16 protein-coding genes and 1 pseudogene are annotated in these 22,088 nt (G+C 62.8%); 5 read left to right on the forward strand and 12 right to left on the reverse strand.

Going from position 1 to position 22,088, the window contains the following annotated elements; all coding sequences use genetic code 11:
* Positions 1 to 282: 282 nt before the first annotated feature.
* The 3 genes and pseudogenes from F8A90_RS10300 to F8A90_RS10310 form a co-directional block, all read right to left on the reverse strand.
* A pseudogene (locus F8A90_RS10300) lies at positions 283 to 903 on the reverse strand (trimeric intracellular cation channel family protein); the annotation flags it as partial.
* Between the two features lie 204 nt (positions 904 to 1,107).
* On the reverse strand, positions 1,108 to 2,169 hold the full coding sequence (locus tag F8A90_RS10305) for a GlxA family transcriptional regulator (protein WP_200016984.1): 1,062 nt from the start codon (positions 2,167 to 2,169) through the stop codon (positions 1,108 to 1,110).
* Between the two features lie 330 nt (positions 2,170 to 2,499).
* The gene (locus F8A90_RS10310; RefSeq protein ID WP_200016985.1) at positions 2,500 to 3,483 is read right to left on the reverse strand and encodes a DMT family transporter; all 984 of its coding nucleotides are present in this window, start codon (positions 3,481 to 3,483) and stop codon (positions 2,500 to 2,502) included.
* A 295-nt stretch (positions 3,484 to 3,778) separates the two neighbouring features.
* Between F8A90_RS10310 and F8A90_RS10315 the strand changes: the two genes are divergently transcribed.
* Complete coding sequence (locus F8A90_RS10315; RefSeq protein ID WP_200016987.1) at positions 3,779 to 4,690, forward strand: LysR substrate-binding domain-containing protein; 912 nt, start codon at positions 3,779 to 3,781, stop codon at positions 4,688 to 4,690.
* A 53-nt stretch (positions 4,691 to 4,743) separates the two neighbouring features.
* On the opposite strand, the gene F8A90_RS10320 is transcribed toward F8A90_RS10315, so the two are convergent.
* The 3 genes from F8A90_RS10320 to F8A90_RS10330 form a co-directional block, all read right to left on the reverse strand.
* Complete coding sequence (locus tag F8A90_RS10320) at positions 4,744 to 5,973, reverse strand: GGDEF domain-containing protein (RefSeq protein WP_200016989.1); 1,230 nt, start codon at positions 5,971 to 5,973, stop codon at positions 4,744 to 4,746.
* A gap of 216 nt (positions 5,974 to 6,189) precedes the next feature.
* Positions 6,190 to 7,662 carry a sodium:solute symporter family protein gene (locus tag F8A90_RS10325; protein ID WP_200016991.1) on the reverse strand — a complete coding sequence of 491 codons (1,473 nt, stop codon included), beginning with the start codon at positions 7,660 to 7,662 and terminating at the stop codon, positions 6,190 to 6,192.
* Between the two features lie 19 nt (positions 7,663 to 7,681).
* Positions 7,682 to 7,882, reverse strand: coding sequence for a hypothetical protein (locus F8A90_RS10330; RefSeq protein WP_233593277.1), 201 nt, complete (start codon positions 7,880 to 7,882; stop codon positions 7,682 to 7,684).
* 458 nt (positions 7,883 to 8,340) lie between these two features.
* Between F8A90_RS10330 and F8A90_RS10335 the strand changes: the two genes are divergently transcribed.
* The 4 genes from F8A90_RS10335 to dkgB all read left to right on the forward strand — a co-directional run bounded on the left by F8A90_RS10335 (position 8,341) and on the right by dkgB (position 12,637).
* Positions 8,341 to 9,522 (forward strand): MFS transporter, encoded by a 1,182-nt coding sequence (locus tag F8A90_RS10335; RefSeq protein ID WP_200016995.1) that lies wholly within the window; start codon positions 8,341 to 8,343, stop codon positions 9,520 to 9,522.
* Positions 9,523 to 9,630: 108 nt separating this feature from the next.
* Positions 9,631 to 10,545, forward strand: coding sequence for a TIGR03571 family LLM class oxidoreductase (locus F8A90_RS10340; RefSeq protein ID WP_200016997.1), 915 nt, complete (start codon positions 9,631 to 9,633; stop codon positions 10,543 to 10,545).
* A 120-nt stretch (positions 10,546 to 10,665) separates the two neighbouring features.
* Positions 10,666 to 11,673 carry an alcohol dehydrogenase catalytic domain-containing protein gene (locus F8A90_RS10345; RefSeq protein ID WP_200016999.1) on the forward strand — a complete coding sequence of 336 codons (1,008 nt, stop codon included), beginning with the start codon at positions 10,666 to 10,668 and terminating at the stop codon, positions 11,671 to 11,673.
* 157 nt (positions 11,674 to 11,830) lie between these two features.
* Positions 11,831 to 12,637 (forward strand): 2,5-didehydrogluconate reductase DkgB, encoded by an 807-nt coding sequence (dkgB, locus tag F8A90_RS10350; protein WP_200017001.1) that lies wholly within the window; start codon positions 11,831 to 11,833, stop codon positions 12,635 to 12,637.
* Between the two features lie 167 nt (positions 12,638 to 12,804).
* On the opposite strand, the gene cydC is transcribed toward dkgB, so the two are convergent.
* From cydC to F8A90_RS10380, 6 genes are all read right to left on the reverse strand, one after another.
* Complete coding sequence (gene cydC / locus F8A90_RS10355) at positions 12,805 to 14,568, reverse strand: thiol reductant ABC exporter subunit CydC (RefSeq protein WP_200017009.1); 1,764 nt, start codon at positions 14,566 to 14,568, stop codon at positions 12,805 to 12,807.
* A complete protein-coding gene (gene cydD / locus F8A90_RS10360; RefSeq protein ID WP_233593278.1) occupies positions 14,565 to 16,412 on the reverse strand; it encodes a thiol reductant ABC exporter subunit CydD in 1,848 nt (615 codons plus the stop codon). Before cydD ends, cydC begins: the two co-directional genes overlap by 4 nt.
* Positions 16,399 to 17,397 carry a cytochrome d ubiquinol oxidase subunit II gene (cydB, locus tag F8A90_RS10365; RefSeq protein WP_200017011.1) on the reverse strand — a complete coding sequence of 333 codons (999 nt, stop codon included), beginning with the start codon at positions 17,395 to 17,397 and terminating at the stop codon, positions 16,399 to 16,401. Before cydB ends, cydD begins: the two co-directional genes overlap by 14 nt.
* Positions 17,398 to 17,401: 4 nt before the next feature.
* Positions 17,402 to 18,808 carry a cytochrome ubiquinol oxidase subunit I gene (locus tag F8A90_RS10370; protein ID WP_200017013.1) on the reverse strand — a complete coding sequence of 469 codons (1,407 nt, stop codon included), beginning with the start codon at positions 18,806 to 18,808 and terminating at the stop codon, positions 17,402 to 17,404.
* 677 nt (positions 18,809 to 19,485) lie between these two features.
* Positions 19,486 to 20,730 (reverse strand): GGDEF domain-containing protein, encoded by a 1,245-nt coding sequence (locus F8A90_RS10375; protein ID WP_200017015.1) that lies wholly within the window; start codon positions 20,728 to 20,730, stop codon positions 19,486 to 19,488.
* The gene (locus F8A90_RS10380) at positions 20,727 to 22,058 is read right to left on the reverse strand and encodes a GGDEF domain-containing protein (RefSeq protein WP_200017016.1); all 1,332 of its coding nucleotides are present in this window, start codon (positions 22,056 to 22,058) and stop codon (positions 20,727 to 20,729) included. The genes F8A90_RS10375 and F8A90_RS10380 overlap by 4 nt, the downstream gene beginning before the upstream one ends.
* Between the last annotated feature and the right edge of the window lie 30 nt (positions 22,059 to 22,088).

A 22,088-nucleotide genomic window follows, 5' to 3' on the forward strand; every position in this document is an offset into this window, starting at 1 on the left:
CATCCTGACGCGTGCCTTGGGCGTGCGCCGCGGCAATGAGGGTGGCGCAGGAGGCGTCTCCAGCTGATCCGAAGGGGGGACATCGCTAGTGCCGATCGAGCCACCCAGTGTCGTCGCGAATTCCGAACGCCGGGACGGCTTGCCCTCGATCAGAGCGGACGGAGACCCATCTTTCTCGGCCGCCGTACCACCGCCGCTATCGTCAGTTGCGAGGCCATTGCCCTCTGCCCTCGATGGGGATGGATCATGCTCATGACCTGTGGGCTGCGAAGCCAGCGGAGGCGGCGGAATGATCACCCAGGCAAAGGTCGGCAAGGTCAGGTGCCAATAGATCGCCGGCAGGCGAATCGCGAGTATCAGCACGATGGCAGCACCGGTGGCCCACGCCAGGCCAACGCCAGCCTCGAGAAGCGCGATATAGAGAATGCCACCCGCCAGCGACGCCGAGGCGTAGATTTCCTGACGCAGCACCATCGGCACACGGCGCGCGAGCACATCGCGGATCATGCCACCCGCGACACCGCTCATGGTGCCCATCAAGACGGCCACGATGCCATCCACGCCCAGCATGCGCGCCTTGTGCGCGCCCAACACCGTGAACAGCGCCAGCCCGAAGGCATCGGTCACCGGCAGGAAGATCCGCGTCAGACGATGGATATAATGAAAGCCGAGCGTCGCCACCAGCACCGTCAACAGGATGACCCACAGATAGATCGGCTGCTCGACCCAGAACACCGGGCCGATCCCCAGCACGAGATCGCGCAACGTACCGCCGCCGATACCGGTCACGGCCCCCAGCACCAGCATGCCGATCGGGTCCATGCGTGAACGGCACGCCACGACGACACCTGTCAGGGCAAAGATCATCACACCGGCCAGGTCGAGCCAGGTTATCCAGTTCATTCTCGTGAAGCCTCCTGCAGTGCGCTGGCGTGCGCATGAAACAATGGCGAATATGCTTGTCGCGAACCGTGATGGCACCTTCTGCCAAGTCGTCTTCTGCGATTCCGTTTCGGCGGCGCGGCGCGATCATACTCCCTTTTGCGGCGCTTTTTGTGGCCTTGATGTCATCCGCGAGGCCTTGAGCGGCAAAAGAAACGATCCGTCTCAGGTCGTGGCCTGGCCACGGCGCGCGGTCGCGCTGGGCGGCTCACCGAATCGCTGACGATAGGCACGCGAGAAGTGCGCCAGATGCGTGAATCCGACGCCGAGGGCCGCCTGGGAAACACTGCGACTGCTGTCGGCCAATACGCACCGTGCATGATCCAGGCGCATGCCGAGATAGCGCTGCTTGGGGGTTTCCTCAAGATGCGCCATGAACAGGCGCGTCAACTGGCGCTGGGACTGGCCGACCAGACGGCAGATATCGGGGATCGTCAGCACCTGCGCAAGATTGGCCTCCATCACGGCCAGCGCCTTGACCACACCGCGTGGCAGCGAATCGTCTCGACTACTGACAGCAGCAGGCGTAACCAGATGTCCGCGCTGATGCACCAGCTGCCGCCCGATGGCGTCCGCCAGCGACGGCCCGTACAGAAACTCGATCCACGCCAGCATCATGTCGATACTGGCCGCGCCGCCAGACCCCGTCAGCCGCTCGCCCTGCCATTCATAGTCGGCCCGACTGATCTCGAGTTGAGGGAATTCCTCGCGAAAGGCCGGCACGCTCTCCCAATGCAGGGCGACCCGATGGCCGGCCAGCACCCCAGCGCGCGCCAGAATGAAGGGGGCGGTATCCAAGCCTCCCAACCAGGCGCCATGGGCCGCCAGATGGCGAATCACGCCACGCGCCTGGCTGCCGACGCTGACTTCCGGTCCGTAGGATGACACCACCATCAAGCGAGTCTGCGCCCCATTCTGGCAACCCGACGGCAGCTCATTGACCAGAGACGACAAGGCACCATCGACGTCGATACGCACGCCATTGCTGGCCACGACAGCCTCACCATCACTGGACAGCAGGCGCCAGGCAAACAGCGGCCGTCCAAAGCGATTGGCGACCCGTAGCGGCTCCAGCAGGCAGAACAACGTCAACATCGAGAAGCGCGGCACCAACCAGACATTCAGCGTGTGCTCGGCAGCCCCGGGTGCCAGCAGCGGCGGTGAATCCGGGCGCGGATACGGCGCAGAGAGAGCCTCCGACGCCGTCGCCGCCCCTTGCGGGGGCATGCGGGATGGCGCGGGCCGTTCAGAGTCCCCTGACAATTCAGACCGTGCTGAAAGCCCAGAGGGTTCAGAGGGGTCGGACTGCGGTTCAGACATGAGGCAAATTTCATCAACCTGTGGCCATTTGCCTCAACCTTACCCGTGTCAGGCACTCGAGGTAAGTGGCACGGGGGTGAGATAAGTACAACGGCTGAGACCTGATGATGCACCCCGCACACAGGCGGGGTGCATCATCAGGCGTTCGATAATTAAACCATCACTATCGCGAGCTTCAGTTGCGGTTCTCGGTTGTGCGTCTCAGCTGCGGCCCTCAGTCGTGATCCCCAGTGTTGTTCATCGCGCCGAGTGATTCGAGGCCTCGAGTCCACCTGAGCGAGGCAGTGCCTGTCCAGTCTCGCTGCCGCCTGCCTTGGGAGGCGCAACCTCCTGCTTCTGACGTGCGGATTGCAACAGGATGACGCCTACCAGAATGATCGCCATTGCCAGCAGGTCGAGTCCGCGGATGGGCTCCCCTATCAGCAGCACTCCGATGATGACGGCGACCACCGGGGGCAGGTAGGTCACGCCGGAGGCCTTGATGGCACCAAGTTCGCCGACGATGAAGTAATAAAGCACATAGGCCAAGCCGGTTCCCAACACCCCGAGGCCGATTACCAGCCCGGTCAAGGCAACGCCATCGTTGCTCAGCGCCTGGATACCCTCAAGCTCGATGACAGCGAGCAGCAGCAGAGTGGCAATCCCCGTCTGATAGGTAGCCAGGGCCAGCGAAGGAATCGCCAACGGCATCACGAAGCGCTTGGCATAGACGAATGACAAGCCGACACACATCGCGCCGCCGAGCATGGCGGCCACGCCTGCCAACGAGACATCTGCCTGCAGCCCCTGCCATGGGCGGGCAATCAGCGCGATACCGATGATACCGAGCAAGGTCGCGGTGATCGAACGTGCATTGATCGGCTCGTTGCGCAGGAGCAATGCCGCCGCCACGAAGGTGAAGAGCGGGATGGCGCCGCTGAGCATGCCCGCGACACTCGACAGCAATACTGAACTGCCATAGGCGAATGCCAGGTAGTACAGGGCCGTCGCTAGCAGGGCCATGACAACGAAGTGATGCAGATGACGCCAGTGCGCCCAGTGCAGAACACCCTGACAGGCAGCATAGATAGCCAGAGGGATGAAGCCTGCTACGACACGCAGCAGGGTCACCTGACCCGGGGTGATCCACTCCGCCGCCCATTTCATGAACAGGAAGTTGCTGCCCCAGATGGTACCGAGCGCCAGAAAGGCAAGATGTGCCGAGAAACGTGAGCGAGGCATGGGGTACTCCTTGTGGCGAGGATACTTGGGGAGCCAACTACATGGTGCTCTTAGCGATAGCGCCATGTGAGGTCGATATCGCCATGTTCGGCTGTGCTCCGCGCCGCGACAAGCGAGCATTATTTGCACTACCCTGTAGAAAATCTTCACTCTTGTGCCGCTTGGCGATACACGCGGTGCGCCACTTCCCGCTCAGATAGCGTGCCGGTACCAGAGGGGCATCATCACCCCCTGCCGACCCATCGCCCATGGCGCTTAACATAAGCATGAGCATGACTCTGACATGAGCCTGAACATGAGCACGCCCCAGAACGTGAGCAAGAACCTGAGCACGAAACTGCGCTTGGGGGCGCTGCCAGCCTTCGATGCGGCAGCGCGCCATCTCAACTTCCGCCGCGCGGCGCAAGAGCTGTCGCTCACCCAGAGCGCCGTGGCGCAGCGTGTTCGCGAACTGGAAACACAGCTTGGAGTAAAGCTTTTCCATCGTCTCCCGCGTGGTCTGGCATTGACTCCCGCTGGCCAGCGTTTCCATGAACAGATCGTCCTGGCGCTGGGCAATATCGACAAGGCCGTGCGCGATGCCAGCCATGACCCCGCTGACACCACCCTGTCATTGAGCGTACCGCCCTCCTTTGCCGCCAAGTGGCTGATGCCCCGGCTGGCAAGCTTTCGCCACGCACACCCCGAATGGCAGCTGCGGGTACACGCCAGCGAGGGACTTTCGAATCTGCATCAGGACGGAATCGATCTCGCCATTCGTCAGGGCTACGGCCAGCATGACGCCGGACTCAAGGCGATATGGTTGACGGGACTTGAGCGTATCGCCGTCTGCAGTCCCGGCTATCGGGAACAGCTGGGCGAGCGGCTGGATAGGCTCGATATGCGCGGGTGCGTATTGATCGAGGACAGTCATCAGGGGTGGCATACCTTTGCGGCGCACTTCTCGGGGCTTGAGAAGGCCGATCGCCTCTGGGTCAATCACACCAGTCTCGCGATCGATGCCGCTCTCGCGGATCAGGGGGTCGCGCTGACACCGCGCCTGATGGCAACGGAAGGCATTGCGAAGGGGAAACTGGTCACCTTGTGTGGCCTGCCGGATCAGGGCCAGGGATTCTATCTGGTCTACCCCGGGGCGCGAGCGCATCAGGCAGAGCAGATCATGCTGCCGTGGCTTCGCCAGCAGCTGGGACTGTCGCATGAGACGTGAGCACGCCCGCGGGCTCTCGTCGCAGACTCCACGACACCATCACGACCAGGACGCTAGCCGGCAGAGGCTCGGCCCAGTGCCTGCTGGTCCTGCTGAGCAAACAACTCGCAGCGATCTCGTCCCGATGCCTTGGCATGATAAAGCGCCTCATCGGCCTGCTTGAGAATGGCCTCGAAGCTGCAGTCCTGACCGGTACCGGTGGCAGAGACGCCAATGCTGATGGTGGCGATGCCCTGGCATGAACTTCCCGCATGGGGTAGTGCCAGGTCGCGAACGTGGCGGCGGATCTCTTCTGCGCGCGCCAATGCCTGTTGCGGTGTACAGGATGGCAGCAGTACCACGAATTCCTCGCCTCCGAAACGCGCCACGATATCGACATCGGGGTGCACACTTTCGAAGATGGCCGTCGCGATACGCTTTAGGCACAGATCCCCTTTCACGTGACCATAGTGATCGTTGTAGGCCTTGAAATGGTCGACATCGATCATGGCCACACCGTATTGAAGACGGCTGTCCAGCTGCTTGCCCAGCAGCGAACTCACGAGGCTGTCGAAGTGACGCCGGTTATAGACTTCGGTCAAAGGATCGATCGAGGCCAGGCGTCGGAACTCTTCATTCTTCTCAGTGAACTCCTCGACCCTGAGCTGCTCACGCAGCAACAACAGGTAGGAAAGGCGCTCGGCCTTTTCGCTGCGCAGATTGGAAATGATCGAAAACAGCGTGATGGACAAGAAGACCATCAACGCCATGAAACCCGCCGAGGCATAAGGCGCAGGATGGGCATTGACCAGATACAGCATCACGCCGAAATGGAAGGCCGAAGAGCACAGGGCATACCAGAAACGCAGCTGAAACAGGACATTGCCCACCAGCACGATAAGCCCGAGTGCAAACAGGTCGAGGAAGGAATGTGGCGAGACTGACAACTGGATCAAGAGGGCCGTGAAGATCATCGCGAAGCACACCAGCGCAGTCATCAACATCTCACGCAATACCGGCGAGATACCCCGCTTGAGCATATAGATACAGATCAGGGCGATGGGCGTCATGACACCGACGCGAATGACGATGGCCTCCAGCATGTGGTCTGGGCGAAAGCGCCAGTCATTGAGCAGAAACAGCACATAGATACTGATCGCCACCGCCCCCATGCAGGCAAGCTTGTGGCTGCGCGCGACATGGATGTCACGCTCGAAGCGCGCTTCAATCTCGGCCGGGAAATGCACTCCCAGACCGCCCTCACGCTGTATCTGTCTGTCCACCTGCACCATCAGATCATTCATTCACGTCCCCTCCCTTGAGGACAGCCAATCAATGATCACACTCTATACAAGGCGACACGGATCAATAAGCGCTCGCGCGCAAACGTGACAATCGTTCACAACCTTGTCAAACGCTTGTCCAAATTCTAGACAACCGTGTTGGCGAGCCGAACGCAGCCTTGCAGAGCGGAGTGCTTCCCCCGACATCACTCCGCTCCTGATCTTCCCTGCTGACTATCAGCGCTTGAGACTCCAGGGGGCGGCGATGCGGAAGAAGCGCAGCGTGACAGACTCTTCCACCGGACGGGTCAGCAGTGACACCAGCACGAAGACCGGCAGGTTGAGCATCAGCCCCCAGAAGCCGGCATGCAGGCCATACGGATGTGGCCACACAGCGGTGAACAGCACCGTGACCACGAAGCCGGCACAGATACCACTGATGACACCGGCCGCCGACGCACGCGGCCAGAAGAACATTCCGATGAATGCCGGCAATACCTGAGACGCAAAGCCCAGCCCGATCAACAGAATCATCACCAGATTGCCCGGCTCCCAGATCGCAAGCGGCGCCACGATCAGGAACATCACCGGGAAGATCAGCCAGCGCGCCAGCTTGCCAGCGCATTGGTCATCAAGCTTGAGGCCTGGCTGCAGCACATCACGACTCAGGCTCAGGGCCACCGAGTGAATGAAGGGCTCGCTGGAGGACATCGAGGCCGCCAGCGTGCCCGCGCCCAACAGGCCCACCAGCCAGACCGGCATGTTGGCCATCGCATATTCGAGCACCACTGTGTCGGCGCGCGCAAGCTCCGGCAGGCTGTAGATGCCGATGAAGCCGACCACCACCAGCGGCAGGATCACCACATAATAGGTCGGCAGCCAGCTGGCGCTGCGACGGAGGGTGCCGGCGGAGGCGGCACTCATCCATTGCGTCCATACCGGCGGCATGAACGACAGCATCGAGACGATGATCGAGGTGGTCCAGAAGCTGAAGCTCATGTCTCCGCCAGCGCCGGGCAGGCGCAGATACTCTGGATGGCTGGCTTCAAGACGCGCGAACACGCCGCTGAAGCCCCACTCTCCTGTTGAAAGATGAGTGGCCCATAGCCCGATCACCCAGGCGACCACCAGCATCAATACCCCTTGAAAGGCATTGGTACGGCCGATGGCACGCTGACCACTAACGAACAGATAGACGGCGATCGCGCTCAACACCAGCAGCACACCAGCCCATAACGGAATACGCCCGCCGCTCATCACCAGCAGGATGTAGGCCGAGCCGATGGTCTGCAGGACGGCGTAGGCGATGGAGGCAATCGACATCACCAGCGCCGATAACGCGCCCAGCACCGGGCTCTGATAACGGTCCGCGATCGCGCTTGCCTGGGTGACATGTCCGAATTGCTCACCGAACTTCCACACCTTGGGCCCGAAGTACCAGGCCACCAGCGCCAGGTAGGCCAGATAGATGGCGACATAGAATACCGGCACACCCTTGCTGTAGGCCCAGCCCGGTGCGCCCATGAAGGTGTAGGCACTGACACTGCCCGCGGCGATCAACAGATACAGCGTCACCGGCCCCATCGAGCGCCCCGCCACACCCCATTGCTCCAGCGTATCCATGCGCCGACCGCCCCTGGCACCAAGCCCGATGAGCATGGCAATCACGATATAGCCCAACGTGACCAGCAAGGGCACGCTGTCATGCATAGATGAAAAGGCATCCGGATCAATCACGCGAGGCCTCCTCGTGCTGTGCATCACCACGCCTGGTCAGCAATCGATTGCCCAGCAACATCGCGCCACTGCACGCGAAGATGATCAGGTAACTCCAGATGATCAATGACGGCATGCCCCACAACAGGGTCTGTTGATTGACCCAACCGATTACCGGCCAGATGCCCATCACGACCAGCAGTGCAAAGATCACCAGCAAGCTCCACCCTCGCCAGGTCGAGGGCATGACGAGGCGCGGCAAGGAACAGGGAGTCTCTGCAGTGCGGGCATCAGGCTGAGAGGAAGACGGGGTGTCAGGCGCGGCCAAGACGATCTCCGATGTGAACAGGGAGTGAATGAAAATTCTCGGCGCGCAGTGTAGCCGCTGCGCCCTGCCCTGTGGAGTCGCCCTGGTGAATCACGCTGTTGAGTTACCCGGTTGAGTCGCCCTGTTGAATCAGCCAGTGACGCCATGTGACACGAGATCGAGATGGCGACACAAGCCGACAGGGACAGAGATAGGCGCTGCAAGGATGGGAGAAAGGACGCCGTCACAGGCAATCTTTACGAAAAATGCAAAAGTCTTTCATCATTTCGTGCGTTTATCACAAAGGTATCTCACGGCAGACTGCACAGCATCCAAGACCCACCCATTGCTGATGGAGAACTGCCATGCCCCTTGCCCTGCTGGCGCTGACATTGAGCGCCTTTGCCATCGGGACCACCGAGTTCGTGATCGTCGGACTGGTACCCACCATCGCTCAGGACCTGAGCGTCTCTCTGCCTTCCGCTGGCCTGCTGGTCAGCCTGTATGCCGTCGGTGTCGCAATCGGCGCCCCCGTGCTGACCGCCATGACCGGCCGCTTCAATCGCAAGCTGGTACTGCTGGGACTGATGGCACTGTTCATCGCCGGCAACCTGCTGGCCTGGCAGGCACCCAGCTACAGCTCGCTGATCACGGCGCGCATCCTGACTGGCCTGGCCCACGGGGTCTTCTTCTCCATCGGCTCCACCATCGCGACAAGCCTGGTGAGCAAGGACAAGGAAGCCAGTGCGATCGCCATCATGTTCACCGGCCTGACCGTGGCTCTGGTCACCGGCGTGCCGCTGGGCACCTGGATCGGTCAGCACTTCGGCTGGCGCGCCACCTTCCTCGTGGTCTCGGTCCTCGGTTTGCTAGCATTGATCGGCAGCGCCATCCTGGTGCCCAACAATCTCAAGAAGAGCGTACCGGCCACCTTCGCCCAACAGCTCAAGGTTCTGACCCATCCACGTCTGCTGCTGGTCTACCTGATCACCATTCTCGGCTACGGCGGCACCTTCACGGCCTTCACCTACCTGGCCCCGCTGCTGCAGGACGTCAGTGGCTTCAATGAAGGCGCCATCAGTCTGATCATGCTGGTCTACGGCGTCTCGGTCGCCATCGGCAACATCCAGGGCGGCAAGCTGGCCGACCGCATGGGCCCGATCCGCGCCCTGACCCTGATCTTCGGTGGCCTGATCGTCATCCTCGGCGTGCTGACCTTCACTGCCGCCAACCCGATCACCGCCGTGATCACCATCCTGATCTGGGGTGCCTTCGCCTTCGGCAACGTGCCGGGCCTGCAGGTCTACGTCGTGCAGCAGGCCGAACGCTTCGTGCCGCAGGCCGTTGACGTGGCCTCCGGCCTCAACATCGCCGCCTTCAACATCGGCATCGCGCTGGGCTCCATCGTCGGTGGCCAGGTGGTCTCCGGGATGGCACTGACCGACACCGCCTGGATCGGCGCGCTGATCGTCACCGCCGCCCTGCTGCTGACCCTGCTGGCCGGTCGCCTCGACAAGCGTCACGCGTCTTCCATCGCGACCGCCTGATCCGCCGCGAAGCCTCCCGCCATCACGACGTGCCCCCGATTCCGACAGCTCAGCCTGCTGGCTCGGGGGCACCGTCGTCTACCCACTTGCTTGCTGATGGAGTCCATCATGATCTCCCCGACCCGCCCGCTGGATCGTCTCACTCAAGGCCCCCTGACCCTGGGCGTCGAACTGCCCCTCGACAATGACTGGGTCCGCACTGACAGAGCCCCCTCCACGCCCTTCGGCGTGCCTGACATACGCGCCCATGCCGAGCTGATCGGCCAGGTCGACAGGCTCGGCTTTCGCGCCGCCTGGTTGCGTGACGTGCCGCTGTTCGACCCCGCCTTCGGCGACGCCGGTCAGGTCTTCGAGCTGTTCACCTACCTGGGCTATCTGGCCAGTCACACCGACAACCTGCTGCTGGGTACTGCCGCCGCGGTGCTGCCGCTGCGCCAGCCGTGGCTGGTGAGAAAGGCCGCCGCCAGCGTGCAGGCCCTGAGCGAAGACCGCCTGCTGCTGGGCGTCGCCAGTGGCGACCGACCGGCGGAATACCCGCTGTTCGGCGAGGAGTTCGCGACCCGTGGTGCCGCCTTCCGTCATGCGGTGGATGTCATCAAGGGCCAGGCGGACGACGCCCTGAGCGACGGTCAGGCCATCCTGCCTGCCGCGACGCGTCCGCCGCTGTTGAGTGCCGGGCTCTCCCAGCAGACGCCCGAGTGGATCGGTCGCGAGATGGACGGCTGGCTGGCCTATCCGGGCACGCCGGAGGACCACATCCGTCGCGTGGCGCTCTGGCGTCAGGTCGCCGGCGACAAACCCTACGTCAGTTTCATCCACCTCAATCTGGAAGAAGATCCGCACGCCCCGGTGCGTCGTCATCGCTTCGGGTTGTCGAGTGGCCGCCTTGCCCTCATGGAAGAATTGTCGGCCATGCAGGATGCCGGGGTGAATCACATCGGCTTCCACCTGCGTCGCAATCGCCGCCCGCTCACGGAAACCCTCGAGGAACTGGGGCGTGAGGTGCTGCCGCACTTCTCATGAGGGCGCAAGGGTTGCACTGATCTGCCCGGCTGACTGAACGCACTGGTAAGCCGGGCGGGTCGCGCGACCTGCCCCCGCCATGGCGGAAAGGATTCACCGTTCACGCTGCAAGGAGATCCCATGTCAGATTCCACAGAGACCACCACACAAGACATCAGTCACAGCGCCACCCGGGCACCCGCCTGGGTATGGCAAGGCCCGGGCGAGCCTGAGGCGCTCGAGCAGTCAGAGGTGGACATCGGCGCCCCGGCAGACGACGAGGTACTGGTCGCCACGCGTGCCATCGGCCTCAATCCCGTCGACTGGAAGTTCATGGCGATGGACAGCGAGCTGTGGCAAGCCGGCCAGATTCCCGGCGTCGATGCCTCCGGCGAGGTGATTGCCTGCGGTGCCAATGTCAGTCACGTATCGCCGGGCGATCGCATCGCGGTCCACACCACCCTGGCGGGGCCGGGCACCTTCAGCAAACGCCTGCGGGTTCCGGCGCGCGCCGTGATGCGCCTGCCCGTCACCCTGGGCTTCAATGACGCCGCCGCCTTCCCGTGCCCGGCGCTGACCGCCTGGCTTGCCATCGACAAGCTGCCCATCAAGGCCGGGCGACGCCTGCTGATCACCGGTGCCTCCGGCAGCGTGGGCCGCTGGCTGATCCAGCTGGCCAGACAGCGCGACTTCCACGTCATTGGTGTTGCCTCCGAGAAGCGCCACGCGGACCTCAAGGCGCTGGGCGCCGACGAGACGCTTGCGGACGCCGAGCAGCTGGATGCCCCGGTCTACGCCGTGATCGATACCGTCAATGGGGATCACGCCCGCAAGATGACCCGCCATCTGGGGGCCAACGGCCACATCATCTGTATCCAGGACCGTCTGGAGCAGGCGGCCGCGCCTGCCTTCGATCGCGCCATCTCGCAGCATGAAGTCGCGCTGGGCGCGCTGCACTGGGCGGGTGACGACGAGGACTGGGCACGCCTGGTCGAGGCGGGGGAAAGTCTGCTCGAAGCGATCGCCGATGGCTCCATGAATCAGCCGGCGCCCTGCATCGAGCCGTTCACGGCACTGCCGACCTGCCTCGCCGAACTGAAGCGCGGTGAGCGTCGCGCCTTGAAATTCGTGATCACGGCCAACGAATGAGGCGCATGGCGGGAGGCGCAGGATTGTTGCGCAACCGGCACATGACTGATGCGTAGGTACGCCATTGTCGCGTCAGTTTCATAGCCCCAGTAAAGATGACACCACACATGGAATCGTTCCCACCGCGCTCTACGGGAACGTCAACAGGAGTTACCGCATGTCGACTACCCTACCGAATCCCGGCTTTGGCACCTTCCGTCTGGAAGGCGACACCCTGCGTGAAAGCATGCAGGCAGCGCTGGACGCCGGTTATCGCCACTTCGATACCGCCCAGTTCTACGGCAACGAAGCCGAAGTGGGACAGGTGCTCGCCGACAGCGGCATCCCGCGCAGCGAGCTGTTCGTCACCACCAAGATCTGGCACGACCGCCTCCAGCCAGGTGACCTGGAAAAGAGCGTCGAGGAAAGCCTCGAGAAGCTCCAGATGGACTATGTCGACCTGCTGTTGATCCACTGGCCGTCACCCAATGACGAAGTCGCCATGGAGGACTACCTGCCGGCGCTCGCCAAGATGAAGGCCGAGGAGAAGGCGCGCCATATCGGCATCTCCAACTTCACCTGCGAGCAGATGGAACGCGCCGTCGGCATTCTGGGGCGTGATGAGCTGCTGACCAATCAGGTCGAGGTGCATCCCTTCCTGCAGAACCGCAAGGTGCTCGACAAGTGTCAGGAGCTGGGGCTTGAGGTCAGCGCCTTCATGCCGCTGGCCGTCGGCAAGGTGATGGAAGACGAGACCCTCAAGATCATCGCGGACCGTCACGGTGTCAGCCCCGCGCAGATCGCTCTGGCATGGCTCAAGATGCAGGACATCGTGACCTTCCCGTCCTCCACCAAGTCCAGGAACATCCGCAGCAATATCGAGGCCTTCTCGCTGACGCTGACCGGCGAGGACATGGCCAAGATTGCCGAGCTGGACCGCGGCGAGCGTATCGCCAACCCGGACTTCGCCCCGAACTGGGACTGATGGTCTGGCATTTGATCGACTGGTACCGTTTGACTGAATTGATTGACTGAACCTGATCGACGGGGCCAGTGACAACGAAAGCCTCCCGGGCACCCTGCCCGGGAGGCTTTTTCAGTTTTCTACCCTGTCCTGCTTTCCACCCCGCCTTGCCCCATCTGCGGAGCGGCTCAGCGATCCAACCACCACACCCTGGTCACGCCCTCGGTGCCGGGCCGTGGCGTAGCCAGGTCATGCTCATGCAGCAGATAGATCACCGTCCTGCCCGCCAGCCAGTCAGCAAGACCTTGCGCGACGCGTTGCGCCGTCGTGGCATCCAGCCCCGAGAAGGGCTCATCCAGCAACACGAGGCCGGGGTTGGTCAGCGCCAGGCGCGCCAGACTGATGCGTCGGGCTTGACCACCCGATACCTGACGACCACCCTCACCGACACGCGTTGACAGCCCCTGTGGCAGACTCGCGACCCAGTCGGCGAGATCCACCGCATCCAGCACCCGCCACAGCGCGGCATCATCGGCATCGGCGGCCCCCAGTCGCAGGTTGTCGGCCAGACTGGCATCGAACAGATCGACCTGCTGGGTAAGGCAGCCCACGCCATCGGCAATCGCCAGCGGCGCGTAATGATGCACCTCACGGCCATTGAGCAGTACCCGCCCGCTCTGCTCGTCACTTTTCGGTTCTTCACTTGTTCTGCTCTGCAGGCCGCGTGAGGCCAGGCTGGTCTGCCCGGTCAGCAGCGCCGCCAACGTCGACTTGCCAGCACCGGAGGCGCCACAGATCGCGACCTGCTCACCGGCCTCGACAGTAAGCGAGACGTTTGAAAATGCAGCGAACAAGGCGCCCGGATAGCGGTAGCTGACGTGCTCCAGCGTCACTGTGATCGGTCCTGCTGACAGGCGAGCATCGCCATGCACGATACCCGCGGCGTGCTCGATGTCATTGAGGCGCTCCGCGGCCCCCAATGTCGCGCCAGCCTGAGTGAAGGCGGCCGGTAGCCCCGCCAGCCCCTCACCCAGCGCCATCGCCGCAAGCGGCAGCATCACCATCATCGGGCCGCTGAGCTGGCTATCACGCAGTGCGAACATGCCCATCGCCAGCAACAGCAACCAGGCAAGCCCGATCACCAGCACGGCCAGCGCATTGCCGACGGCACTGATGACCGCCAGCCGCCATTGGTCCGCCAGCAGGCGTGCCTCCACCGCCTCCAGCCGCTCACGCACATGGCCAAGCGCCGCGTAGGCCTCGAGTTCGGCATGCCCGCGCAGCGCCTCCATCAGGCTTGAGCGCAATGTCTCCAGAGTGGTCACACGCCGACGGCTGGCCATCAGCCCCCAGCGTGCCTGCCCCAGCGTCAGCCATGCCCAGCCGGCCAGCAGCAAGAGCGCCAGCCATGGCGTCGCGGTCGGTAGCCAGACCAGCGTGATGCCCAGCAGCGCCACGATCAGCAGCAAGGCCATCACCGGAGGCGCCGCCAGACGCAGATAGAGCGCATCGAGGGTGTCGATATCCGCCGTCAGTCGGTTGAGCCAGTCACTGGAGCGACGCGAGGCCAGCCGTGCGGGGTCCATGCTGACCAGCGAAGCAAAGGCACTGCCACGCAGGCTGGCCAGCAGTCGCAGGATGGTGTCGTGATTGTAGAGACGCTCCAGATAGCGCGAGACGGTACGCGAGACGGCAAACAGACGAATCGCGCTGCCCGGCGTGTAGACATCCAGCACCGCAACGGCACCGGCAGCCAACGTCGCCCCGGTCAGGGCCGACGCCGTGATGAACCAGCCCGAGACCGCGAGCAGTCCGAGTGCCGACAGCGCGGTCATCGTCATCAGCACCACGCCCAGCAGCAGTCGACGGCGGTAGCGCTCATGCACCCGCCACCAGGGCGCCAGCGCAGTCAGTGCCTCGCGCGTTGAGGGAATGAGAGCGGGGTCGATCATGATGCACCCTCCCCAACATCCTGCTTCTTTCCAGCGGTGCCAACGACCCCATCACGGGTCAGAGGCAGCTGCCGCGTCGCCATGGCCCTCAAGGCCGGATGGTGGGTGGCGATGACCAGCGTACGGCCTTCTTCGGCCAATGCTCGGAAACCGGCGATCAGGCGCTGCTCGGTCTCGGCATCCAGACTGGCGGTCGGCTCATCCAGCAACACCAGCGGCGCGTCACTCAGGAAAACCCGCGCCAACGCCAGACGCTGAGCCTGGCCGCCGGACAGCCCACGCCCGCCTTCGCCCAACGGGCTATCGATGCCCTGCGGCAAGGCCGCCAGCACCTCGGCAAGGCCGGCGCGCGTCAGCGCCTGCGCGATGTCGTCATCACTGGCGTCCGGCGCGGTGATGCGCAGGTTGTCGGCCAGACTGCCCTGCATCAGCAGCGGGCGTTGATCCATCCAGGCAAGGCGTGTGGCCGCATGGCGATGACAGTGGCCATCATCAGGCGCCACGAATCCCGCCATCAGCTGGAGCAGCGATGACTTGCCGGCCCCGGAAGGACCGCTGATCACCAGCACCTCGTGGGCCTTCAGGGTGAGATCCAGCGGACCAAGCACCCTGCCCCGCCCGGGATGCGCCAGCGTGACGGCCTCCAGCTGCAACATCACATCCTCGGGCAGCGTGGCACTGGCCGACGCCGTCATGGAGGTCTGACGTGCTGGCGCAATGGGCGTGTCGAGCAGCTCCAGCAGCGAGTCTGCGGCGGCCAACGCCGAGGCGCGATCATGATAGTGCTGAGACAGGGTGCGCAACGGCTGGAAGAATTCCGGTGCCAGCAGCAGGATCAGCAGCCCGCTGAACAGGGTCAGCGACTGGGCGGGCCCGAAGGGAATGTCGCCCAGCAGGCCGAAGCCGATATAGATCGCGACCACCGCGATCGACACCGACGAGAAGAACTCCAGTACTGCTGATGAGAGAAAGGCGAGGCGCAGCGTGCGCAGACTGCGGCGACGATAATCATCGGCGACCAGCGTGACCTCACGCGTGGCCTGCTCGCCCAGGCCGAACAGCCGCAGTGTGGTGATTCCGCGTACGCGATCGACGAAGTGGCGCGACAGGCGCGCGACCGCGACGAACTGCTCGCGATTGAGCGACTCGGCCCCCATGCCGACCAGTGCCATGAACAGCGGAATCAGCGGTGCGGTCAGCGCGAGCAGAATCGCCGCCAGCCAGTCCTGATTGACCACGATGGCCAGAATCACCAGCGGGCTGATCAATACCAGGCGCAGCTGAACGTAGAAACGCGCGAAGTAACCTTCCAGCGCCTCGACCTGCTCGACCCAGCGCTGGGCCACATCGGCGCCATGAAACTGCGCCGCCCGCACCGGCCCCAGCGACTGCAGGTGATCGAGCACATCACGACGTACCCGCTGGCGCAGACGCTGACTGGCCTTCTGGGCGCATAGCTCCTGCGCGGCGCTCAGCATGGCGCGTAACCCCAGCAGCGCGATCAGACCCGCGAACGGCCACCACAGACGAGCCAACGCCTCGGGCTGCTCGATCACCTCGGCCACAATCCAGGCAAGCCACACCAGCTGTGCGACGGTCGCAAGACTTGCTAATGCGCCGCACAGCGCCGCCATAGCCAACAGGCGACGCTCGCGCGTCGCCTGTTGGGTAAGCCACTTGCCGGCGGCCTTGCGTCTAGCCTTGTCGCGCTCCTTGCCAGTGACACTGGCGTCGCTGACGCTGGCGCGCGCCGTGTCATTGCCAGCCGTGCTGGTCGGGAGGGGCTGCGCTGCCCTCTGCGCTGCCACCTGCGCTGCCCCCTGCGTGAGATCAGTGATAGCCACCGTCCTGTACCTTGCCGCGGAAGACCCAGTAGCTCCAGGCGGTATAGCCCAGCACGATGGGAATCACGAACAGTACGCCAATCAGCAGGAACAGCTGCGCGCCCGGGTCTGACGCCGCATCCCAGATGGTGATGTCCGGCGGTACCAGATACGGCCACTTGCTGAAGATCAGCCCCAGATAGGTGAACAGGAACAGTCCCAGGGTCGCGACGAAGGGCTGGCCCTCCAGACGCTTGCTGACGGCACGCCAGATGAAGGCCGCGCAGCACAGCGCCAGTACCGGGAAGACCCAGAACATGCCGATATGATTGAACCAGCGCTCGCGCACGTATTCATCGACGAACGGGGTATAGAGGCTGATGATCCCGAAACCGACCAGTACGGCGATCAGCAGCTTGGGAGTGATGCGGTAGGCCCAGGCCTGAACCTCGCCTTCACTCTTCAGGATGGTCCAGGTGGCGCCCAGCAGAGCATAGCCCGCCACCAGCGCGAGCCCGGTGATCACCGTGAAGGGAGTCAGCCAGTCAAAGGCGCCGCCGACATAGATATGGCCCTCGGTGGCAAAGCCCTGGATATAGGCCCCGACCACCACGCCCTGACAGAAGGTCGCCACGTAGGAACCGCCACTGAAGGCGACATTCCACCAATGCCGATTACGCGTGGACTTGAAGCGGAACTCGAAGGCGATCCCGCGGAAGATCAGCCCGGCCAGCATCAGGAAGACCCCCAGATACAGCGCCGGCAGCAGAATGGAATATACCGCCGGAAACGCCGCCAGCAAGCCGGCCCCACCCAGCACCAGCCAGGTTTCATTGCCGTCCCAGACCGGCGCGACCGAATTCATCATCACGTCACGGGCGTGTTCATCCGGGGCGAAGGGATAGAGGATGCCGACCCCGAGATCGAAGCCATCCATCAGGATGTACATCATGATGCCGAAGCCGATGATCAGCGCCCAGATCATGGTCAGATTGATCAGTTCCATGTACTCAACTCCTCACTGTACGGCTGGCATCATCGTCGAGACTCTCATGCGCGGCGGACAGCGGGCGCATCGCGGTCTCGACATCGTCGTGCGGCAGCTCAGGCTGCATACCGCCACGGATGACGCGCGTCAGGTAGTAGCTGCCGGTCACGAAGACCACCAGATAGACCAGGAAGTAGCCGATCAGGGTGGCAAGCACCATCCAGCCGGTCAGTGACGGCGTGACGGCCTCCTGCTGGGTCATCATCTCGTAGACCAGCCACGGTGAGCGTCCGGCCTCGGTGACGAACCAGCCGGCCAGCACGGCGAAGAATGGCGCAATCGACATCAGACGCAGCGTCTGCAGGAAGGGACGCGAGCGATAGAGCTTGCCATCGCGACGCAGGAACAGGCCGATGAACGCCACCGCGATCATTACCAGCCCCATCGCCACCATCACGCGGAACGACCAGAACACGAACCACACCGGCGGCTGCATGTCGGGCTCGACCTCCTTGAGGCCCGGCACCACGCCATCGGGGTCATGGGTCAGGATCAGACTGGCCAGCTTCGGGATCGCGATCTCGAAGTGGTTCATCTGGGCTTCCTTGTCCGGCCAGGCGAACAACAGCAGAGGCGCCCCCGACTGGGTTTCCCAGTTGCCTTCCATCGCCGCCACCTTGGTCGGCTGATGCTCCAGCGTGTTGATGCCGTGCATGTCACCCACCACCGCCTGCGCCGGCGCCAACACCAGCAGCAGCCACATGCACATGGACAGCGCGCGCTTGTTGGCCTCGACATCACGCCCGATCAGCAGATACCAGGCACTTACCCCGGCCACCACGAAGCCGCCGGTCAGGAAGGAGGCGATCGCCATATGCGTGAAGCGGTACGGGAAGGAAGCATTGAAGATGGCCGCGCTCCAGTCATTCACGAAGAAGTGACCATCGATGAAGTCGACGCCCGCCGGTGTCTGCATCCAGCTGTTGGAAGACAGAATCCAAAAGGAGGAGATGAAGGTCCCCAACGACACCATCAGCGCCGCGAACAGGTGGACGCCTTCCGGCACCTTGCCACGCCCGAACAACAGCACGCCGAGGAAGCCGGCTTCGAGGAAGAAGGCTGTTACCACCTCATAGCTGAGCATCGGCCCGATGAAGTTGGAGGTGGCATAACTGAAGTTGCTCCAGTTGGTGCCGAACTGGAAAGCCATCACGATGCCGGAGACCACGCCCATCGCGAAGACCACGGCGAATACCTTCACCCAGAACGCCGCAAGACGCTCCCAGGCGGCATTGCCTGTCTTGTAGAAAAGGCCATGCAACAAGGCCACGTAGGATGCCAGACCGATGGTGAACACCGGAAAGACGGCATGAAAGGACACGACAAATCCGAACTGTATGCGTGACAGGATCACGGGATCCAGTTCCATGGGCGACTCCTCAGAACTCCGGGGGTTGCTCTCTGTTCATCCCGCTGTGGGACGCACAGTCGCAGCGATATCACGGTCAGGTCCGTGACGACAAGGCATACCACCAAACTCCATCGATCATGGCTGTCATCTTTCTACCAGCTGACCCAAAGAGCATAGAAAACACCAGGCTATCGTGCACGATGACGCTTTGCCGCAGGCCCGGCCATCCGGCCAACCGCCCGGCGGGTGATCGATCAGGCCCACCATGTTGCATGACAGCCTCCACGTATTTTCCACTCGGCATGCTCAGGCTTGCCATCTATATTTCGCCGCGCATCCGCCTTTATTGACCTACATCAAGATAACCAGACGTCGAGCCTCGAATACGCCCAACACGCGGGGCCATCGAGCGCGGTTTATCTTGATTTCTGCCGTGGTGCGCCCCCTTGCCCAGTCAGGAATGTGCGCCCTGATGGCGGCATAAAGACAAGGCGCGCCCCCTTTCGAGAACGCGCCTGGCTGTTTCCTTCTTGCCCTTTCTTCACTCTCTCAACTTTCTTGAATCTCTCTTTAATCTCTTATCTCTCTTATCTCTCTTATCTCTCTTATCTCTCTTATCTCTCTTATCTCTCTTGTCTCACTTCTCTCTTCTTGCTGCCCTTTTCCTTGTGGTTCTGCTCCTTCGCGTCTGAAACTCAACTCACGACACAGCAGTCGCGCCCCTGATGCTTGGCGTCATAGAGCGCCGAATCCGCCGCACGTACCAGGTCGGTCAGATTGGTGTGTTGCTCGGCCTTGTAGCTCACCGCCCCGACACTGACGGTCAGCACGTTGGCCACCGCGCTGTCGGGGTGGTTCAGTTTGAGCGCGCGCACCTTGCGACGGATGCGTTCGGCGCAGGCCCGCAATTGCCGCTCGGTCACTGACTCCAGCAGGACCAAAAATTCCTCACCGCCATAGCGCACCACCATGCCCGGCTGCGGGCCGATGGCGGCCTGGAGCGCGCCGGCGACCTGCTGCAGGCAGTGATCCCCTTCCACATGGCCATGATGGTCGTTGTAGGTCTTGAAGTGGTCGACATCCACCATCAGGATCGCAAGCCCGTCCTCACGGGTCAGCTCCGCCCAGCGCTGCGCCAGATCCCGCTCCAAGTGGCGTCGGTTGAAGACGCCCGTCAGCGCATCGCAGTTGGCCTCTCGGGCAAGACGTTGACCGGCAGCCCGCTTCTCCTCCAGCAACAGCCGCTCACGCTGATGCAGCAACCACACCTGACGCTGATTGTGTTCCAGCTGATGGTTGGCCAACAGCGAGAGCCCGGTGGTGCTGACGAAGATCACCATCGCCAGCAGCTCCAGCCCCTCCTGACCGGCAGGCTCCAACGCGATCACTCCGGCCATGATGAGCATGCAGATCAGCGACGCCGTCAGTGCCTGGGGGAAGCGCAGCCGAAAGAGAATGTTGCCGACCATTGGAAAGAAGCCGAACAACAGCGTATCGACATGCGAAAGCTCGGTGCGTGACAGCTGCAACAGGATGGCGCTGACCAGCATGGTGTTGATCACCAGCGCGGTCATCAGCCACTCCTTGAGCCGCATGGATGACGCGAGCTTCACCAGAGGCAGCACCAGCATGGCTACCACGCAGACACAGCCCAGCCGCAGCATGGCGGCCAGTGCCAGGTCCTCACTACGATGAATGGTGTCGCTGATCAGGAAGGTGGCATACATCACGAAGGCGAAGATACCGGAATGCAACAGGCCGCGCGTGCGCGAGGCGCGCGACTCTTCCACATACCGGGTCTCGAGGGTGTCGGGGAACATGAGCCGCCAGCGTGACGAGCCGCGCCCGTCAATCAGCCTCTCGACGACACCGCGCTCGGCGGCCATCGCCGCCGGCATCATCGCCTCGCGGCCGCCGGGGAGTCGCTTTTGACTTCTCATGACAGGCCCGCTCCGCCCATTGGCGGTCTGTGATCTGGCAGCTCAGCCTTCTGCTCACCCTGCCGCTCATCACGCAGTTCATCACTCCCCTGGGCGCGCGCCTTGCCATTGCCACGTTGCACGCAGGTACGGTTGCGGCCTTGTCGCTTGGCACGATAGAGCCCCTTGTCGGCCTGATCGACCCAGCGGCCCAGGAGCGTCTCGATCGCCATGTCTTGCGTCATCTCATCCTCCATCCCCTCGCCCTCGAGCAGGCGCGACAAGGGGATGACGCAAAGCCCCACGCTGAGGGTGACGACACCGAGTTCCGACTCGCGGTGGGGCAGCTTGAGCGACTTGACGGCATAGCGCATTGCCTCGGCCAGACTGCGCGCATGCTCGAGATCCCGCACGGCCACCAGGGCGGTAAATTCCTCGCCGCCGAAGCGTACGACGCTGGCCAGCGTAGCGTCGTACGCTTCGAGAGACCCCGCGATGCCCGTACCTCTTTCCCTGTCCAATGTTTCCTGCAAGGCCTGGGCGATCTGATACAGACAGTTGTCGCCCGCCACATGTCCGTAGTGATCATTGAAGGCCTTGAAGTGATCGACATCCATCATCATCAGCGCCAGACAAGGCAGCGGTGGCGCTGGATGAGCCTCTGACACGCCGCTCTTCGCCCGCCGAGCATCATCATGGTGCTGCTTGAGCAGCTCGATCAGATGACGGCGATTGTAGAGCTGGGTCAAAGGATCGAGACAGGCCATTTCCTGCAGCTCGGCATTGCGTGACTCCACGTCCTGCAGGCGCAGTTGATCGATGGAGGTCATCAGATAGGCATGGCGGGCCGAGAACTCGATGCGGAAGCTGGCAATCAGCGAAAACAGGCAGAACGCCATGAAGACGAAAGCGATCGCGAAGTCCATATGGGCATAGGGCATCGATACGCCCAGCACTACGCTCATCACGATGGCCATCCCTCCTGCCGACAGCACCAGAGCCGTGACGAAACGCAGCTGCATCAAGACGATACCGACCAGTGGCACCACGCCCAGCGCATAGAGTTCAAGGAAGCAGCGCAGGTGATTCTCGCGAACCGCCAGCCACGCCGCCAGGCCGATCACGCCCCACAGGGTCGCGACCAGCAGCGCCTCGCGACCGACGGCGCGACAGATCTCACTCTTGAGGACCAGCACGAGAATCGCGAGCGCGATACAGACGTACAGGCGCAGCATCACGGCGAGATTCTCTGTCACCGGCATCGCGACCGGCGCATAGACGGTGTCATAGAGCACGAACATCAGCTGAAAGATGATCAGGCTCCAGCAACCCATTACGGCACGGCTCATGCGCCGACGATGCTCGAACTGTTCAAAGTC

The organism is Cobetia sp. cqz5-12 (assembly GCF_016495405.1).
In the GTDB taxonomy this organism is placed as follows: Bacteria; Pseudomonadota; Gammaproteobacteria; order Pseudomonadales; family Halomonadaceae; genus Cobetia.

Coding starts and splice junctions, on each gene's coding strand:
- F8A90_RS10305 (WP_200016984.1), bottom strand. CDS start 2,169: ATGCCCCCGCAAGGGGCGGCGACGGCGTCGGAGGCTCTCTCTGCGCCG.
- F8A90_RS10310 (WP_200016985.1), bottom strand. CDS start 3,483: ATGCCTCGCTCACGTTTCTCGGCACATCTTGCCTTTCTGGCGCTCGGT.
- F8A90_RS10315 (WP_200016987.1), top strand. CDS start 3,779: ATGAGCACGCCCCAGAACGTGAGCAAGAACCTGAGCACGAAACTGCGC.
- F8A90_RS10320 (WP_200016989.1), bottom strand. CDS start 5,973: ATGAATGATCTGATGGTGCAGGTGGACAGACAGATACAGCGTGAGGGC.
- F8A90_RS10325 (WP_200016991.1), bottom strand. CDS start 7,662: ATGCATGACAGCGTGCCCTTGCTGGTCACGTTGGGCTATATCGTGATT.
- F8A90_RS10335 (WP_200016995.1), top strand. CDS start 8,341: ATGCCCCTTGCCCTGCTGGCGCTGACATTGAGCGCCTTTGCCATCGGG.
- F8A90_RS10340 (WP_200016997.1), top strand. CDS start 9,631: ATGATCTCCCCGACCCGCCCGCTGGATCGTCTCACTCAAGGCCCCCTG.
- F8A90_RS10345 (WP_200016999.1), top strand. CDS start 10,666: ATGTCAGATTCCACAGAGACCACCACACAAGACATCAGTCACAGCGCC.
- dkgB (WP_200017001.1), top strand. CDS start 11,831: ATGTCGACTACCCTACCGAATCCCGGCTTTGGCACCTTCCGTCTGGAA.
- cydC (WP_200017009.1), bottom strand. CDS start 14,568: ATGATCGACCCCGCTCTCATTCCCTCAACGCGCGAGGCACTGACTGCG.
- cydB (WP_200017011.1), bottom strand. CDS start 17,397: ATGGAACTGATCAATCTGACCATGATCTGGGCGCTGATCATCGGCTTC.
- F8A90_RS10370 (WP_200017013.1), bottom strand. CDS start 18,808: ATGGAACTGGATCCCGTGATCCTGTCACGCATACAGTTCGGATTTGTC.
- F8A90_RS10375 (WP_200017015.1), bottom strand. CDS start 20,730: ATGAGAAGTCAAAAGCGACTCCCCGGCGGCCGCGAGGCGATGATGCCG.
- F8A90_RS10380 (WP_200017016.1), bottom strand. CDS start 22,058: ATGAGCCGTGCCGTAATGGGTTGCTGGAGCCTGATCATCTTTCAGCTG.